General features: G+C 69.0%; 19 protein-coding genes. 15 read left to right on the forward strand and 4 right to left on the reverse strand.

All coding sequences use genetic code 11. The features are described from left to right. Positions 1-8: 8 nt before the first annotated feature. The gene (gene gpmA, locus ACTJKJ_RS00995; protein WP_183482425.1) at positions 9-752 is read right to left on the reverse strand and encodes a 2,3-diphosphoglycerate-dependent phosphoglycerate mutase; all 744 of its coding nucleotides are present in this window, start codon (positions 750-752) and stop codon (positions 9-11) included. Positions 753-958: 206 nt separating this feature from the next. Here gpmA and ACTJKJ_RS01000 point away from each other — a divergent pair, with 206 nt between their 5' ends. The 8 genes from ACTJKJ_RS01000 to ACTJKJ_RS01035 all read left to right on the forward strand — a co-directional run bounded on the left by ACTJKJ_RS01000 (position 959) and on the right by ACTJKJ_RS01035 (position 7,934). Beyond that, positions 959-2,167 (forward strand): porin, encoded by a 1,209-nt coding sequence (locus ACTJKJ_RS01000; protein ID WP_440819322.1) that lies wholly within the window; start codon positions 959-961, stop codon positions 2,165-2,167. A 29-nt stretch (positions 2,168-2,196) separates the two neighbouring features. Further along, positions 2,197-2,613, forward strand: a complete 417-nt coding sequence (locus ACTJKJ_RS01005; RefSeq protein ID WP_091731487.1) for a hypothetical protein — start codon at positions 2,197-2,199, stop codon at positions 2,611-2,613. Positions 2,614-2,722: 109 nt separating this feature from the next. Continuing rightward, positions 2,723-4,237: a methyl-accepting chemotaxis protein gene (locus ACTJKJ_RS01010; protein ID WP_440819323.1), complete on the forward strand. Its 1,515-nt coding sequence runs from the start codon at positions 2,723-2,725 to the stop codon at positions 4,235-4,237. 72 nt (positions 4,238-4,309) lie between these two features. Next, positions 4,310-4,729 carry a rhodanese-like domain-containing protein gene (locus tag ACTJKJ_RS01015; protein ID WP_091726892.1) on the forward strand — a complete coding sequence of 140 codons (420 nt, stop codon included), beginning with the start codon at positions 4,310-4,312 and terminating at the stop codon, positions 4,727-4,729. Positions 4,730-4,801: 72 nt separating this feature from the next. After that, positions 4,802-5,059 carry a glutaredoxin 3 gene (gene grxC / locus ACTJKJ_RS01020; protein ID WP_091726888.1) on the forward strand — a complete coding sequence of 86 codons (258 nt, stop codon included), beginning with the start codon at positions 4,802-4,804 and terminating at the stop codon, positions 5,057-5,059. A gap of 121 nt (positions 5,060-5,180) precedes the next feature. After that, complete coding sequence (gene secB, locus ACTJKJ_RS01025) at positions 5,181-5,651, forward strand: protein-export chaperone SecB (protein WP_091726883.1); 471 nt, start codon at positions 5,181-5,183, stop codon at positions 5,649-5,651. Between the two features lie 109 nt (positions 5,652-5,760). Further along, positions 5,761-6,771: an NAD(P)H-dependent glycerol-3-phosphate dehydrogenase gene (locus tag ACTJKJ_RS01030; RefSeq protein WP_440819555.1), complete on the forward strand. Its 1,011-nt coding sequence runs from the start codon at positions 5,761-5,763 to the stop codon at positions 6,769-6,771. A 134-nt stretch (positions 6,772-6,905) separates the two neighbouring features. Next, positions 6,906-7,934, forward strand: coding sequence for a Bug family tripartite tricarboxylate transporter substrate binding protein (locus ACTJKJ_RS01035; RefSeq protein WP_440819324.1), 1,029 nt, complete (start codon positions 6,906-6,908; stop codon positions 7,932-7,934). A gap of 174 nt (positions 7,935-8,108) precedes the next feature. Here the strand turns inward: ACTJKJ_RS01035 and ACTJKJ_RS01040 are convergent, their stop codons facing one another. Both ACTJKJ_RS01040 and ACTJKJ_RS01045 read right to left on the reverse strand, forming a co-directional pair. Continuing rightward, positions 8,109-8,579, reverse strand: coding sequence for a tRNA (cytidine(34)-2'-O)-methyltransferase (locus ACTJKJ_RS01040; RefSeq protein WP_297383237.1), 471 nt, complete (start codon positions 8,577-8,579; stop codon positions 8,109-8,111). Between the two features lie 32 nt (positions 8,580-8,611). After that, positions 8,612-9,436, reverse strand: coding sequence for a ComF family protein (locus ACTJKJ_RS01045; protein ID WP_440819325.1), 825 nt, complete (start codon positions 9,434-9,436; stop codon positions 8,612-8,614). Positions 9,437-9,553: 117 nt separating this feature from the next. On the opposite strand from ACTJKJ_RS01045, the gene ACTJKJ_RS01050 reads away from it, so the two are divergent. From ACTJKJ_RS01050 to ACTJKJ_RS01080, 7 genes are all read left to right on the forward strand, one after another. Beyond that, positions 9,554-10,471 (forward strand): biotin synthase, encoded by a 918-nt coding sequence (locus ACTJKJ_RS01050; protein ID WP_255511730.1) that lies wholly within the window; start codon positions 9,554-9,556, stop codon positions 10,469-10,471. Between the two features lie 290 nt (positions 10,472-10,761). Next, complete coding sequence (gene coxB / locus ACTJKJ_RS01055) at positions 10,762-11,946, forward strand: cytochrome c oxidase subunit II (RefSeq protein WP_440819326.1); 1,185 nt, start codon at positions 10,762-10,764, stop codon at positions 11,944-11,946. A gap of 85 nt (positions 11,947-12,031) precedes the next feature. After that, positions 12,032-13,663: a cytochrome c oxidase subunit I gene (ctaD, locus tag ACTJKJ_RS01060; protein WP_091726864.1), complete on the forward strand. Its 1,632-nt coding sequence runs from the start codon at positions 12,032-12,034 to the stop codon at positions 13,661-13,663. Positions 13,664-13,688: 25 nt separating this feature from the next. After that, positions 13,689-13,808, forward strand: coding sequence for a cytochrome oxidase small assembly protein (locus ACTJKJ_RS01065; protein ID WP_217648442.1), 120 nt, complete (start codon positions 13,689-13,691; stop codon positions 13,806-13,808). A gap of 31 nt (positions 13,809-13,839) precedes the next feature. Further along, positions 13,840-14,460: a cytochrome c oxidase assembly protein gene (locus tag ACTJKJ_RS01070; protein ID WP_091726861.1), complete on the forward strand. Its 621-nt coding sequence runs from the start codon at positions 13,840-13,842 to the stop codon at positions 14,458-14,460. Between the two features lie 30 nt (positions 14,461-14,490). Beyond that, positions 14,491-14,742 carry a DUF2970 domain-containing protein gene (locus ACTJKJ_RS01075; protein ID WP_091726857.1) on the forward strand — a complete coding sequence of 84 codons (252 nt, stop codon included), beginning with the start codon at positions 14,491-14,493 and terminating at the stop codon, positions 14,740-14,742. A gap of 25 nt (positions 14,743-14,767) precedes the next feature. Then, positions 14,768-15,652: a cytochrome c oxidase subunit 3 gene (locus ACTJKJ_RS01080; protein WP_343603818.1), complete on the forward strand. Its 885-nt coding sequence runs from the start codon at positions 14,768-14,770 to the stop codon at positions 15,650-15,652. 134 nt (positions 15,653-15,786) lie between these two features. On the opposite strand, the gene ACTJKJ_RS01085 is transcribed toward ACTJKJ_RS01080, so the two are convergent. Then, positions 15,787-15,996: a DUF2909 domain-containing protein gene (locus tag ACTJKJ_RS01085; RefSeq protein ID WP_091726850.1), complete on the reverse strand. Its 210-nt coding sequence runs from the start codon at positions 15,994-15,996 to the stop codon at positions 15,787-15,789. Positions 15,997-16,057: the final 61 nt, after the last annotated feature.

Below are 16,057 nucleotides of genomic sequence, written 5' to 3' on the forward strand. Positions count from 1 at the left end.
CTGAAGGTTCAGGCCTTGCCCTGGTTGGCCACTGCCGCGGCCGCCTTGGCCGCAGCCTCGGCGTCGCCGAGGTAATAGCTCTTGATGGGCTTCAGGTCCTTGTCCAGCTCGTACACCAGCGGGATGCCGTTGGGAATATTCACGCCAACGATGTCTTCGTCGGCGATGCCGTCCAAATACTTCACGAGGGCCCGGATCGAGTTGCCGTGGGCCGCGATCAGCACGCGCTGGCCCGACAGAATGGCGGGTGCGATCTGTTCGTTCCAGTAGGGCAGCACGCGGGCCACGGTGTCCTTGAGGCACTCGGTCAGCGGAATGTCCGACGGCTGCAGGCCGGCATAGCGGATGTCGCCGCGCTCGCTGCGCGGGTCCGAGGCTTCCAGCGCCGGCGGCGGGGTGTCATAGCTGCGGCGCCACACCAGCACCTGCTCGTCGCCGTACTGCTTGGCCATGTCTGCCTTGTTCAGCCCCTGAAGGCCGCCGTAATGGCGTTCGTTCAGGCGCCAGCTGTGCCGCACCGGCAGCCACTGGCGGTCCATCTGGTCCAGGCAATGCCACAGGGTCCAGATGGCGCGCTTGAGCACGGAGGTGTGGGCCACGTCGAAGTCGACGCCCGCTTCCTTCAGCAGACGGCCCGCCTGCTTGGCCTGCTCCACCCCGGTGGGCGTCAGATCCACGTCGGTCCAGCCGGTGAAGCGGTTCTCGAGATTCCAGGTCGATTCGCCATGGCGAATCAGCACGAGCTTGTACATGGGTCTTGGGTTTCGTGAGGTTTGGCCGGGTTCCGGCAGGCCCGGCGGATTCTAGAGGCAGCCCTCCAGGGCCCCCGTCTCAAGAAGCCTTCCGGAGCGCCGACAACTGCTTTCGCACCGGGCGAAAGGCGTATCGGGCGCCCAAGTTTGGTTCGAAAAAAGAACACGCCCGCGTTGGGCATTCACGCTGTACAGGAGTACTTGCAATGATGGTGGTGAAGAGCTTGCGACTGGCGCCGGTGGCGCTGGCGCTGCTGGCATTCGGCGCGCAGGCGCAAAGCCAGTCGGAATCGATGTTCTCGTTCTCCGGCTTCGGCACGGTCGGCCTGACGGGCACGACCAGGAATGGCGCCGAGTACGTCATCCCGGGCCAGGTCCATGGCGCCGACAAGTCGCTGAGCGGCGAGGTCGATTCGAAGCTGGGCCTGCAGGGCACGGCCAAGTTCAATGCGCAGTTTTCCGCGACGGCGCAGGTGCTGACCAAGCAGACCGGCAAGGGCGACTGGACGCCGCAGGTCGAGTGGGCCTTCGCCAAGTGGCAGGCCACGCCGGGCCTGGCGATCCGCGCCGGCCGCATGGGCGCGCCGTTCTTCGCGGTGTCCGACTTCCGCGACGTCGGTTATGCCAACACCTGGCTGCGTCCGCCGATCGATGTCTACGGCCAGGTGCCGGTGAGCCACTTCGACGGCGTCGACGTCAACTGGAGCACGCAGGTCGCGGGCAAGAGCGTCTCGCTGCAGGTCTTCGGCGGCGAGAGCTCGTCCTACGTGCGCCAGACCAAGCTCGAGCTCAAGAAGATGGTCGGCGTCAACGCCACCGTCGAACTGGCCGACGGCCTGAACCTGCGCGTGGGCCATGCGCAGGGCAAGCTGACCGCGCACAGCGCCACGGTGAGCTCGCTGGTCGGCGCGCTGCGCCAGACGCCGTTCGCCTCGGTCGGCAACGAGATCGACCCGACCGACAAGGATGCGAGTTTCTCCGGCGTGGGCCTGAGCTATGACGAGGGCCAGTGGGTCGTCGCCGCCGAGTACACCAAGCGCCGCAACGATTCCTTCGTGCCGGACACCACCGGCTGGTACACGACGGTCGGCTACCGCGTCGGCAAGTTCACGCCGTACGCGACGCTGTCGCAGCAGAAGACCGACAGCAGCAACGTCAACAACACGATCCCGGGCACGGTGGTCGTGGGCGGCCTGCCGCTGCGCGCCGTCGTCGACGCGGTCACCGCCGCGCAGAGCACGCCGCAGAAGACCATCGCCGTCGGCGTGCGCTGGGATGCCTGGCGCAACGTCGCGGTGAAGGCCCAGTACGACAGCATCAAGACCACCGGCGCCGGCCAGTTCTACAACGTCCAGCCGGGCTTCAACAACGAGCGCGTCGGCGTCTACAGCGTCGCCGTCGACTTCGTGTTCTGAGCGGAGCACAGACCCTCATGCAGTTCAACATGATCAAGCCCCTCATCGGCGCCGCGATGCTGGTCGCCGCCGTGGCCGCACAGGCGCAGGTCGCCGTCGTGGTCAATCCGAAGAGCCCGGTCGCCTCGATGAGCGCCGACCAGGTCGCGAGCATCTTCCTGGGCAAGTCCAACCAGCTGCCCAGCGGCGGCGCCGCCCAGGCGGTGGATTTGCCGGAAAGCGCCGCGGCGCGCGAGCACTTCTATTCGAAGGCCACCGGCAAGTCCTCGGCCCAGGTGAAGGCCGCCTGGTCGCGCCTGGTGTTCTCGGGCAAGGGCACGCCGCCCAAGGAGCTGGGCAGCTCGGCCGACGTGAAGAAGTTCGTCGCGGCCAATGCCGATGCGATCGGCTACATCGAGAAGTCGGCCGTCGACGGCTCGGTGAAGGTGGTGCTGAGCGTCGATTGACGCCGGCGGCGGTCGGCCTCGGCCGCCCGCCCGCCTCGCCGTCGTGGGAGGGCGGGGCGCCATCGACCCGGGGAGGTCGTTGGAGACACAGGATGAATTGGAGTCAGGCATGAACTTGAAGACCCGTATCGCGATGCTGCCGGTGCTGGCGGCGATCGTCTTCGCGGTGGGCATCGCGGTGGTGCTGTTCTTTTCGTCGCGGACCTCGGGCGCCATCCACGCGCTGGGCGAGGCCGACTATCCGTATCTGGTGGCCACCAACCAGGTGGCCGCGCAGCTCGAGGCGCTGGGTGGGACGATCCAGTCCGCCGTCGCCGAGGGCGAGAAGAAGCGCCTGGACGAGGCCGCCGAGCGCGCCACCGCGATGCGCAAGGTGATCGCCTCGATCAAGGCCATCCCGGGGCGCGCCGATGCCGGCGCCCGGCTGGAGAGCGGCTTCGAGGCCTACTACGCCGCCTCGGTCGAGACCGCGCAGCTGTTCCTCGGCATCAAGCAGGGCGACCAGGCGGGCGCCATTCCCAAGATGCAGGCCGCGCAGAAGGCGCTGGAGCAGACGCTGGGCGACGCCCGCGCCGATGCCAGGACCACCTTCGACGGGACGCTGGCGCGCGCGGAGCAGGGCGTCGGCTCGGGCCTGTGGGCGACGGTGCTGAGCGGCCTCATCGTGGTCGTCTGCCTGGGCGCGGGATCGTGGCTGCTGATCGCCAGCGTGTGGCGCCAGCTCGGCGGCGAGCCCGAATATGCCCGCGACGTCATGCGCCAGATGGCCGGCGGCGACCTGTCGCAAACCATCGTGGTGGCGCCGGGCGCCGAGTCCAGCCTGCTGGCGGCGGTGCGCGACATGTCGCAGGGCCTGTCGGCGATCGTGAGCGACGTGCGCAGCGGTACCGACTCGATGACGGTGGCCTCGCGCGAGATCGCGGCCGGCAACCAGGACCTGTCGGTGCGCACCGAGAAGCAGGCCGGCTCGCTGGAGCAGACCGCCTCCAACATGCAGCAGCTGACCGAGACCGTGCGCCAGAGCGCCGACGCGGCCAGCCAGGCCAACCAGCTCGCGGGCAGCGCCGCCACCGTCGCGAAGAAGGGCGGCGAGGTGGTGGGCCAGGTGGTCTCGACGATGGACGAGATCAGCGCGAGCTCGCGCCGCATCGGCGACATCATCGGCGTCATCGACGGCATCGCCTTCCAGACCAACATCCTGGCGCTGAACGCCGCGGTCGAGGCCGCGCGCGCCGGCGAGCAGGGGCGTGGTTTCGCGGTGGTGGCCGGCGAGGTGCGCTCGCTGGCGCAGCGCAGCGCGGAAGCCGCGCGCGAGATCAAGACCCTGATCGGTGCGAGCGTGGCGCGGGTCGAGTCGGGCTCGCGCCTGGTGCAGGACGCCGGCGCGACGATGGAGGAGATCGTGGCGAGCGTGCAGCGGGTCTCGGACATCATCAGCGAGATCACCGCGGCGTCCGCCGAGCAGAGCCAGGGCATCGGCCATGTCAACGAGTCGGTGGTGCAGCTGGACCAGATGACGCAGCAGAACGCGGCGCTGGTGGAGGAGGCGGCCGCAGCGGCCAACAGCCTGGAGCAGCAGGCGCGGGCGCTGCAGTCGGCAGTCTCGACCTTCAAGCTGGCGTGAGCGCCGGGGGCCGTCGCGGCCCCCGGCCTTCCTATAATCCGCAGCTTTTGGATTCAACCCACGGGCCCCGCCTTGAAGTTCCTGATCGAAAACTGGTATCTCGTGCTGGCCGCGCTCACCTCGGGCGGCCTGCTGCTGTGGCCCTCGCTGCGCGGCAAGGCGGGCGGCGTGGCGACCGCCGAGGCGGTGCGCCTGGTCAACCGCGAGAAGGGCGTGCTGATCGATGTCAGCGAGCCCGCCGAGTACGCGGCCGGCCATGCCAACGGCGCCCGCAACGTGCCGCTGTCGACGCTGACTGGCACCGAACTGCCGGCCAAGCAACTGCCCAGCAACAAGGCCCTGCCGGTGGTGCTGATGTGCAAGACCGGCGCACGCGCGCAGCGTGCCGCTGGCATCCTGCAGAAACAGGGCTACGCGAACGCGGTCGCGGTCCAGGGCGGTTTGGCCGCCTGGCGCGAAGCGAGTTTGCCCGTCGAGAAGTCCGCGGCCTGATCGCCCTGGCAGCCGCACCGGCACCCGGTTTGCCGGTCCACCGGACGCTCGATTCGACTTTGGAGATTGGCGATGGCCGCCGTGAAGATGTATACGACCCTGGTCTGCCCGTACTGCGTGCGGGCCAAGTCCCTGCTCAAGCAGCGGGGCGTGGATCAGATCGAGGAAGTGCGGGTGGACCTGGATCCGTCGCAGCGCGATTCGATGATCCAGCTGACGGGGCGCCGCACGGTGCCGCAGATCTTCATCGGCGACACCCATGTCGGTGGGTGCGACGACCTGATCGCGCTGGACCAGCGCGGCGGCCTGCAGCCGCTGCTGCAGGCCTGAGGCCCCTCCCGGGACGCCGCCTGGCGGCCTCCGGAATTCCCTCACCGGGCGGTCATGAGCGCTCGGTCATAATGCCCGCCACGGCTCGCCGCTGGCGGGCCTTTTCATTTGGATGACCCCCATGGCCGACGACAACAACGCTCCCGTGTTCCAGATCCAGCGCATGTACCTGAAGGACCTGTCGCTGGAGCAGCCCAACGCCCCGGCGATCCTGCTGGAGCAGGCCCAGCCGCAGGTCGACATCAAGCTCTCGCTGGCCGCCGAGCCGGTGGCCGAGGGCCTCTTCGAGGTCAGCGTCACCGCCACCGTCACGACCACGGTGCAGGACAAGACCCTGTTCCTGATCGAGGCCAAGCAGGCCGGCATCTTCGAGATCCGCAACCTGCCGCAGGACCAGCTCGAAGGCATCCTGGCCATCGTCTGCCCGCAGATGATCTACCCCTACCTGCGCGCGATCGTCTCCGACGTCTGCACGCGCGCCGGCTTCCCGCCGGTGATGCTGACGGAAGTGAACTTCCAGGCCATGTTCGAGGCCCAGCAGGCCCAGATGGCCGCCGCCGGCCAGTCCAACGGCGAAGCCATCCCGAACTGATCCCGGGGCCCATGAGCACGCCGGCCCCGCGGACCTGTCCGCCGGCCGGCGTGTTGCATTGCGGGCGCTTCCTCCTCGTTCTCCCTGACCGACCATGACTGCTCCGCGCATGAAGATCAGCGTGCTCGGCGCCGGTGCCTGGGGCACGGCGCTGGCGATCGCCGCGAGCGCGCGTCACGACCTGCGGCTGTGGGCGCGCGACGCCGGCGCCATCGCCGCGATGCGCGCCGCCGGCCGCAACGACCGCTACCTGCCGGATGCGGCGCTGCCCGCGACGCTCGGCTTGACCGACGACCTCGACGAAGCGCTGGCGCACGGCCGCGATGGCCTGATCGTCATCGCGACGCCGATGTCGGGCTTGCGCGGCATGCTGGCGCGGCTGCCCGATGGCGCGCGCGCGCTGTGGCTGTGCAAGGGCTTCGAGGCCGGCACCGGCCTGCTCGGCCACGAGATCGCCCGCGAGGTCGCGCCGCGGCTGGCCACCGGCGTCCTGTCGGGTCCCAGCTTCGCGCAGGAGGTGGCGGCCGGGCAGCCGACGGCGCTGGTGTCCGCCTCGGGCGATGCCGCGCTGGCGCAGCTGGGCGTGTCGGCCTTCCACAGCGAGCGGCTGCGCGTGTACTCGTCGGCCGATCCGGTCGGCGTCGAGGTGGGTGGCGCGGTCAAGAACGTGATGGCGATCGCCGTGGGCATCGCCGATGGCCTGCGGCTGGTCGCGCAGGCGCAGGGCGGGCAGGGGCCCGGCCTCAACGCCCGCGCCGCGCTGATCACGCGCGGCCTGGCGGAGATGCAGCGGCTCGCGCTCGCGCTGGGCGCGCAGCCGGAGACGCTGCTCGGGCTCGCCGGCCTGGGCGACCTGGTGCTGACGGCCACCGGCGATCTGTCGCGCAACCGTCGCGTCGGCCTGCTGCTGGCCGAGGGCCTGGACCTGCCCGGCATCCTGGCGAAGCTGGGCCATGTCGCCGAGGGCGTCTACAGCGCGCCAACGGTGCTGGCGCGGGCGCGCGGCGCCGGGGTCGACATGCCGATCACCGCGGCGGTCGTCGAGGTGCTCGAAGGCCGGCTGACGCCGCACGAGGCCCTGGACGCGCTGATGGGCCGCCAGGCGAAGTCCGAATGGTGAGGCGCGCGAGGCCAGGCATGCAGGGCGGCACGAGGCCCGCGGCATGAACAGCCGGCATGACGATCGTGACGTGAGCCCGGTGACCCCTGTGGGAGCTCTGAGGGCTGTGAGGGCTATGAGATGAGGACCATGGCATGAGCGGGCTCATGAAGCGGCGCGACCTACTTTCCGCGGTGGCGGCGGCAAGCACGACGGCGGCGGGCACCGGCCTTGGCCTGATGCCGACTGGCGCGATCGCCGCTGGGACTGCCGGCAACGCTGGCTCTTGGCCGTCGCGACCGATCCGCCTCGTCGTCCCCTTCCCGGGGGGCAGCTCGCCGGACCTGGTGGCCCGCTATCTCGCCGAGCCGCTCGCGCACACGCTCGGCCAGCCGGTGGTCGTCGACAACAAGCCGGGCGCGGGCGGCAACATCGGCACCGGCGCGGTCGCGAAGGCCGCGCCCGACGGCCACACGCTGCTCTTCACCATCCAGGGACCGTTGATCACTGCGCCGCTGCTGGCGAAGTCGCTGCCCTACGACCCGCAGCGCGAGCTGCGCTCGGTGAGCTTCATCGCCAGCTCGCCGAACGTGCTGGTCGTGCCGCCGTCGCTGGGCGTGGAGACGCTCGCGCAGTTCGTCGCGCTGGCCAGGCGGCGCGCTGGTGAACTCAACTACGGCAGCGTCGGCAACGGCAGCGCCGCGCATCTGGCGATGGCCTCGTTCATCGCTCGCGCTGGCCTGGCGATGGTCCACGTGCCGTATGCCGGGTTCCCGCAGGTCGTCAGCGCGATGCTCGCGGGCCAGATCCACGCCGGTTTCATGGTGCCCGCCATCGCGATGCCGCAGGTGCGGGCCGGCAAGCTGAAGGCGCTGGCGGTGACCAGCGCCGGCCGCTTCGGCGCGCTCGCGGAGCTGCCGACCGTGGCCGAGTCCGGTTATCCCGGCTTCGAGGCCACCTCGTGGCAGGCGCTGCTGGCGCCGGCCGGCACACCGGAGGCGATCGTGCGGCGGCTGTCGGACGAGGTGGTCCGCATCGTCCGCGGCGAGGCCTTCCGGCGCGAGCTGCTGCCGCTGTTCTTCAGCGCCGCCGGCACCTCGCCGGAAGGCCTGGACAGCCTGATGCGCGACGAGCGTCAGCGCTGGGGCGCCCTGATCAAGCAGTTGAAGCTCGAGCGCGAGTGAGCGCCTGAGCAAGTGAACGATCGAGCGCCAGCCTCCCGCGGCCCACTCCCTCTCCCCATGGGGGAGAGGGCAGGGGTGAGGGGGCTCTGTGCAGGACACCATTGGCGTACTTCGACAACCCCCTCACCCCCACCCTCTCCCCCTTCAGGGGAGAGGGAGTTGAGAGGCGGACGATCAAACGCCGTCCGCGTAGCCGTTCTGCCGCCAGCCTTCGAAGACCGACACTGCCACCGCGTTGCTGAGGTTCAGGCTGCGCTGGCCTTCGCGCATCGGCAGCCGCACGCGCTGCTCGAGCGGGAAACCATCGCGCAGCGCCGGCGGCAGGCCGGAGGTTTCGCAACCGAAGACCAGCCAGTCGCCCGGCTTCAGCGCGACCGTCGGCAGCAGGCGGCTGCCGCGCGTGGTGAACGCGAACAGGCGCGTCGGGTCCGGCTGTTCCGTCGCCAGGAAACGCGCCCAGTCCGCGTGCCGCAGCACCGGCGCGTACTCGTGATAGTCCAGGCCGGCGCGCTGCAGCAGCCGGTCCTCCATCGAAAAGCCCAGCGGCTCGATCAGGTGCAGCCGGCAGCCGGTGTTGGCCGCGAGCCGGATCACGTTGCCGGTGTTGGGCGGGATCTCCGGATGGACCAGCACGATGTTGAACATGGGGCGAGGCTCTTTCGCTCTTTCGTTGAGGACTACGGCGTGCGCGCGACCACCCAGGCCTGGACGTCCGCCGCGCCGGCGCGGCGCAGCGCGAGCGCGGCCTCGTGCAGCGTGGCGCCGCTGGTCATGACGTCGTCGACGATCGCGACCCGCAGCCCGCGCACCGGCTTGAGCACCACGAACGCGCCGCGCAGGTTGCGCCGGCGCTCGTCCAGCGGCAGCCGCGCCTGCTGGGGGGTGTCGCGCAGGCGCAGCAGCGTCCGGGCGCAAAGGCGCGATTGTCGCTCGACCTCGCCCGCCCCCTGCGGCCGCGCGAGCCGCCGGGCGATCTCATGCGCCTGGTTGTAGCCGCGCTCGCGGAGCCGCTCCGCCGACAGCGGCACCGGCAGAATCAGGTCGGGCGCGTCGATGCCGGCGCGTGCGAGCGCGAGCGACAGCCGTCCCGCCAGCAGCGGCGCCACTTCGAGCTGCTCGCCGAACTTGAGCGCCAGCAGCAGCCGGTCCCAGGGAAAGGCGTAGTCCATGGCCGCCACGCAGCGCGACAACGGTGGCGGCCGGCGCGCGCAAGCGCCGCAGCGCAGCGAACGGGGATCGGGCGCGTCGGCCGCGGAGGCTCCCGGCGGCAGCCGCAGGGCGCAGAGCGCGCAGCGCGGGTGGGCATCGGGGGGATGCAGCGCGTCGCAATCCGCGCAGGTGCCACCGCGACACCAGCGGCGGCACAGCGCGCATTGACCGGGCCACCGCCACGGGCCGTCGGGGCGCGCCGCGAGCGCATTAGGCGCCACGAGTGCCTTGATCGCCTTGAGCGCCACGAGTGCCTTGAGCGTGTCGAGCGCCTTGAGCGCCCTTGTCCCCATGACCGCCGCGAGCGCCCGACCGGCCCGCGCGATCCGCGCGATACCGCACGCCATCGGGGATCGCGTCAAAGGCCGGCGCCGGATCGGGTCAAGCATGCCCACCTACAATCGCGCCCCATGACTGGAGATGAGGCCTTGCCGCCGGGCACACAGCAGATCGATGCGGGCGCGGCGCAACGGCAGCGTCGTCGCCTGGCCGCGTCCGAGGACGCGCCCTGGCTGCACCAGGAGGTCGCCACGCGCATGCTGGACCGGCTGCCGGTGATCCGCCTGCAACCCACCGCCGTGCTGCAGAGCCGCCCTTCCATCGGCGGCGGCGACGCGGGCCTGCGCCAGCACTATCCGCAAGCGACGCAGCTCTGGCTCGAGCCCGATGCCGAGGTCCGCGCGCTGCTGCAGCAGCGCCTCAAGCGCGGCTTCATGCAATCGGTGATGGACAAGCTGCGCGGCGGCGCGCCGACGGAGCTGGTCGCGGAGCCGCCCGCAGCCGCGGCGCAGCTGGCGTGGTCCAACATGGAACTGCATGCCGAAGCCGACAAGCCGGCGCTGATGAAGCGCTGGCAGGCCGGCCTGGCGGTCGAGGGCTGCCTGATGTTCTCGTGCCTGGGGCCGGACAGCTTCATCGAGCTGCGTCCGGTCTTCGCGCGCGAGGGCTGGGGCGTCCCGGCGCCGGACTGGGTCGACATGCACGACCTGGGCGACATGCTGGTGCACGCCGGCTTCGCCGATCCGGTGATGGACCAGGAGCACCTGCGCCTGACCTGGGGCTCGCCCGAGGACCTGCTGCGCGATCTGCGCGCACTCGGCGGCAACCTCGCGCCGGCCCGCGCGCGCGGTCTGCGCACGAAGGCGTGGCGCGCGCGGCTGCTGCGCGCGCTCGAGTCGCTGCGCGGCGCCGACGGCCGGCTGTCGCTGAGCATCGAGCTGGTCTACGGTCATGCGTTCAAGCCCCAGCCGAAGGTGAAGGTCGCGGCCACCACCGAGGTGTCGCTCGAGCAGATGCGGGCCATGGTCCGCGGCGCGGGCAAACACTGACCCCCATCGCGCGCGGCCTCGGCTAGGGCTCGCGTGACGGTGTCGCGACAGAGGGCGAGGGCCCCTCTGTCTGAGGGTAATCCTGGGCCGTTCGGCCCTCTGGGGGCGGTCATAGTGCGCCAGAGGGGTGGGCTAGAATCCGCGCCCGACTGGAGTACGTCTGCTGGCCCCGTAGGTTTCCGCCACCGCTTGGCGCCGAAGCCCGCGCTACAAGCGGGCTCGAGCGCCGAAGCCGCCTGGAGGAGACCCGGGTGACAAGAGCTTGAGAAAGACTGGATAAAGAGACGACCATGACGATTGAACACAGTTGTGTGCAACTGGGGCGCCGCTGCAGCCAGCTCGCGTTCGGCCTGACGGCCGCGCTGGCCAGCCAGGTCGCCTTGGCGGTCAACGACCTCCCCGGAGGTCCGGCCGTCAACCAGCTGAACCTGCATCCGCCGGTCACCAAGATCGCGCATGAGCAGATGTGGCTCCACAACATGATGCTGATCCTGTGCCTGGCGATCTTCATCGCCGTGTTCGGGGTCATGTTCTATTCGATCTTCAAGCACCGGAAGTCCAAGGGCGCGGTGTCCGCGAACTTCCACGAGAGCGTGAAGGTCGAGATCGCCTGGACCATCGTGCCCTTCATCATCGTCATCCTGATGGCGCTGCCCGCGACCAAGGTCGTCGTGGCGATGAAGGACACCACCAACTCCGACCTCACCATCAAGGCCACCGGCTACCAGTGGAAGTGGGGCTACGACTACCTCAAGGGCGAGGGCGAGGGCATCGGCTTCGTCTCGACGCTGGACGCCTCGCACCGCGCGCTGTCGGATTCCGGCCACCCCGGCTCGGTCGACAACTACCTGCTCAAGGTGGACAACCCGCTGGTGGTGCCGGTGGGCAAGAAGGTCCGCATCATCACCACGGCCGACGACGTCATCCACGCCTGGATGGTGCCGGCCTTCGGCGTCAAGCAGGACGCGATCCCCGGCTACGTGCGCGACACCTGGTTCAAGGCCGAGCAGACCGGCGACTTCTACGGCCAGTGCGCCGAGCTCTGCGGCAAGGAGCACGCCTACATGCCGATCCACGTCAAGGTGCTCAGCGCCAAGGACTATTCCGCGTGGGTCGACGGCGAGATGAAGAAGATCGCCGCCAAGGCCGACGACCCCAGCAAGGTCTGGACGATGGACGAGCTGATGGCCCGCGGCCAGAAGCTGTTCGACACCAACTGCGCGGTCTGCCACAAGGCCGACGGCAAGGGCGCGGGTCAGTTCCCGGCGCTGGACGGCTCGGCCATCGTCAAGGCCGAGGACCACGCCGCGCAGCTGCACCTGGTGCTCAACGGCAAGGGCCAGATGCCGGCCTGGAAGGGCGTGCTGAAGGACAGCGAGATCGCCGCCGTCGTGACCTACACGAAGAACGCCTGGTCCAACAAGACCGGCCAGTTGATCCAGCCCGCGGAAGTCGTGGCCGAGCGCGCCAAGTGAGGCGCGCCGCCTGATCCACCGACCGCAGGAACGCGTTTGAACGCCAGCCCGTCCCCCGGGGACGGGCAGCCACCGAGGATTTGACATGAGTGCAGTGCTCGACCACCCGACCGGTCATGCCCATGACCATGACGATCACCACGACCACCATGCCCCGACGGGCTGGCGGCGCTGGGTCTTCGCGACCAACCACAAGGACATCGGCACGCTGTACCTGCTGTTCAGCTTCACGATGCTGATGATCGGCGGCACCCTGGCGCTGTGCATCCGCGCCGAGCTGTTCCAGCCGGGCCTGCAGTTCTTCAATCCGGAACTGTTCAACCAGTTCACCACCATGCACGGGCTGATCATGGTGTTCGGCGCGATCATGCCGGCCTTCGTCGGTTTCGCGAACTGGATGATCCCGCTGCAGATCGGCGCGTCCGACATGGCCTTCGCGCGGATGAACAACTTCAGCTTCTGGCTGATGATCCCCGCGGCCCTCATGCTGGTGGGCTCGTTCTTCATGCCCGGCGGCGCGCCCGCCGCGGGCTGGACGCTCTACGCGCCGCTGACGCTGCAGATGGGTCCGTCGATGGACGCCGGCATCTTCGCGATGCACATCCTGGGCGCGTCCTCGATCATGGGCTCGATCAACATCATCGTGACCATCCTCAACATGCGGGCCCCCGGCATGACGCTGATGAAGATGCCGATGTTCGCGTGGACCTGGCTGATCACCGCCTACCTGCTGATCGCGGTGATGCCGGTGCTGGCCGGCGCGATCACGATGACGCTGACGGACCGCCACTTCGGCACCAGCTTCTTCACGCCCTCGGGCGGCGGCGACCCGGTGATGTACCAGCACATCTTCTGGTTCTTCGGCCACCCCGAGGTCTACATCATGATCCTGCCGGCCTTCGGCATCGTGAGCCAGATCGTCCCGGCCTTCGCGCGCAAGCGGCTGTTCGGCTACGCCTCGATGGTGTACGCGACCGCCTCGATCGCGATCCTGTCCTTCATCGTGTGGGCGCACCACATGTTCGCCACCGGCATGCCGGTGACGGGCCAACTGTTCTTCATGTACGCGACCATGCTGATCGCGGTGCCCACCGGCGTGAAGATCTTCAACTGGCTGGCGACGATGTGGCGCGGCTCGATGACCTTCGAGACCCCGATGCTGTGGGCGGTGGGCTTCATCTTCGTGTTCACGATGGGCGGCTTCACCGGCCTGATCTGCGCGATGGCGCCGATCGACATCCAGATCCAGGACACCTACTACGTCGTGGCCCACTTCCACTACGTGCTGGTGGCGGGCTCGCTGTACGCGCTGTTCGCCGGCGTCTACTACTGGGGCCCGAAGTGGACCGGCGTCATGTACTCGGAGACGCGCGGCAAGATCCACTTCTGGGGCTCGCTGATCACCTTCAACGTGACCTTCTTCCCGATGCACTTCCTGGGCCTGGCCGGCATGCCCCGTCGTTATGCCGACTATCCGATGCAGTTCGCCGACTTCAACGCGCTGGCCTCCATCGGCGCCTTCGGCTTCGGGCTGATGCAGGTCTACTTCTTCGTCTTCGTCGTGATCCCGATGATGCGGGGCAAGGGCGCCAAGGCGCCGCAGAAGCCCTGGGAAGCGGCCGAGGGCCTGGAGTGGGAAGTGCCGTCGCCGGCGCCGTTCCACACCTTCGAGACGCCGCCCAAGCTGGACGTCACCGCGACCCGGATCATCGGCTGAGCGCCGCGAAGGAGGAGTGGCAGCGATGGCACCGACGCCCGAGCAACGCAAGAGCAACCTGCGCCTGGCGCTGATCCTGGCCAGCGTGGCCGCCGTCTTCGCGATCGGCTTCGTGGCCAAGATCGCGTTGTACGGCGCGACCTGAACGCGCCGGCTCCGGCCGCCCCGAGATCGCCATGAGCAGCCCGCCCGCCAGCAAGCTCGCCGCCTGGATCCGCAGGGAGAACCTGCGGATGACCGGCAAGCTGCTGGTCGTGGTGGCGGTGATGTCGTGCTTCGGTTATGCGCTGGTGCCGATGTACCGCGCGATCTGCACGGCGCTGGGCATCAACGTGCTGTCGCTGTCCGAGCGCCAGCATGCGGTGCGCGCCGAGGACGTGAAGAACACGCAGATCGACTACAGCCGCCAGATCACGATCGAGTTCGACGCCAACGCCCGCGGCCCCTGGGACTTCAAGCCGGCCAAGCGCCACCTGACGGTCCACCCGGGCGAGCTGACGACGGTGATGTACACCTTCCAGAACATCCAGCAGCGGACCATGTCGGCGCAGGCGATCCCGAGCTACGCGCCCAAGCAGGCGACGCCCTACTTCAACAAGCTGGAGTGCTTCTGCTTCAACGAATACACGCTCAAGCCGGGCGAGCAGAAGGAATGGCCGGTGGTGTTCGTCATCGACCCCAAGATCCCGAAGGACGTGCGCACGATCACGCTGTCGTACACCTTCTTCGAGGTGGCGGGGAAGGGCAAGGCGCAGGCGGCGGCGCCGGTGGATCCGAAGGGACGGCCGGGCGCCTGAGCGCCTGAACGCCGGACGGTGGAAACGACGATGGCCGACGAGCTCAAGCCGGGCGAGGATCTGAAGCGGGCGATGCAGCGCCGAGGATCCTTCCTTGGCACGCTGCGGGCGGTGGCCTGGTCCTTCTTCGGCGTGAGGAAGGGCTCGGACTACGAGCAGGATGTGTCGCAGCTCAATCCGCTGCACGTGATCGTGGCGGGGGTGCTCGCGGCGGTCCTGTTCGTGCTGGGATTGATCCTGCTGGTCCGCTGGGTGGTAAGCAGCGGTGCGGCAATGAACTGAGAACTGAGTTCGAGGAGAAGAACGCATGTCGGCAACGACGACTCATGGCAATCAGCCTTATTACTTCGTGCCCGGCCCGTCCCGGCACCCGGCGATGGCCGCCTTCGGCCTGTTCTGGGTGATCCTGGGCGCGGGGCAGTGGGTCAACGGCCACGACTGGGGCAAGTGGTCGCTGCTGTTCGGCCTGCTGTGGTGGGCCTTCACGCTGAAGCAGTGGTTCGGCGACGCGATCCACGAGAGCGAGAGCGGCCAGTACAGCGACCGGATCGACCTGTCCTTCCGCTGGAGCATGGGCTGGTTCATCTTCTCGGAGGTGATGTTCTTCGCCGCGTTCTTCGGGGCGCTGTTCTGGTCGCGCGGCTACAGCATCCCGACGCTGGGCAGCCTGGACAACGCGCTGCTGTGGCCCGACTTCAACGGCCTGTGGCCCAGCGTGGCGGCCGGCGCGACGGCCTCGCCGGCGGGCACGGTGGACGCGTTCTCGACGATGGGCCCGTGGCCGATTCCCACGATCAACACCGCGCTGCTGCTGACCTCCGGCGTGACGCTGACGATCGCCCACCATGCGCTGATCGCCGGCCAGCGCGCCAAGACGATCGGCTGGATGTGGGCGACGGTGCTGCTGGGTTTCGTGTTCCTGTGCTTCCAGGGTTACGAGTACTGGCATGCGTACCAGGAGCTGAACCTGAAGCTGAGCTCGGGCATCTTCGGCTCGACCTTCTTCATGCTGACCGGCTTCCACGGCTTCCACGTGTTCGTCGGCATGCTGATGCTGCTGTTCATCACGCTGCGGCTGATGAAGGGCCACTTCACGCCGGAGCGCCACTTCGGCTTCGAGGGCGCGGCCTGGTACTGGCACTTCGTGGACGTGGTCTGGCTGGGCCTGTACGTCATCGTCTACTGGATGTGATCGCGCGGACCGGCGCGGTCCGCCGCTGAACGACAAAGCGCCGCTCGAAGCGGCGCTTTGTGTTTCCCGGGATCACTTCGTCGGGGCGGCCCCTGTCGCGGTCATTTGCCGGTCACTTGCCGGTCACTTGCCGGTCACTTGCCAAGGGGCAGCCCGGTCGGATGGATCCAGCCCATCCAGGCGCTGAAGAGGATGAACAGGAACAGCGCCACTGACAGTCCGACGCGCACCGCCAGCGCGCGGGCCATGGTGGCCTTGCCCTTCTGCTTGCGCAGCATCAGGACGCCGGCGGAGAACAGCGCGCCCAGGATGCCGATGAACGCGATGAGGACGATGACTTTCATGGCGGACGATTATTCCCACCGCGACCCGACCCAGCCATCGGGCCGGCCCCGAAGGCGGCAT

The sequence above is a fragment of the Roseateles sp. 22389 genome, from assembly GCF_052044995.1.
Classification (GTDB): domain Bacteria; phylum Pseudomonadota; class Gammaproteobacteria; order Burkholderiales; family Burkholderiaceae_C; genus Roseateles.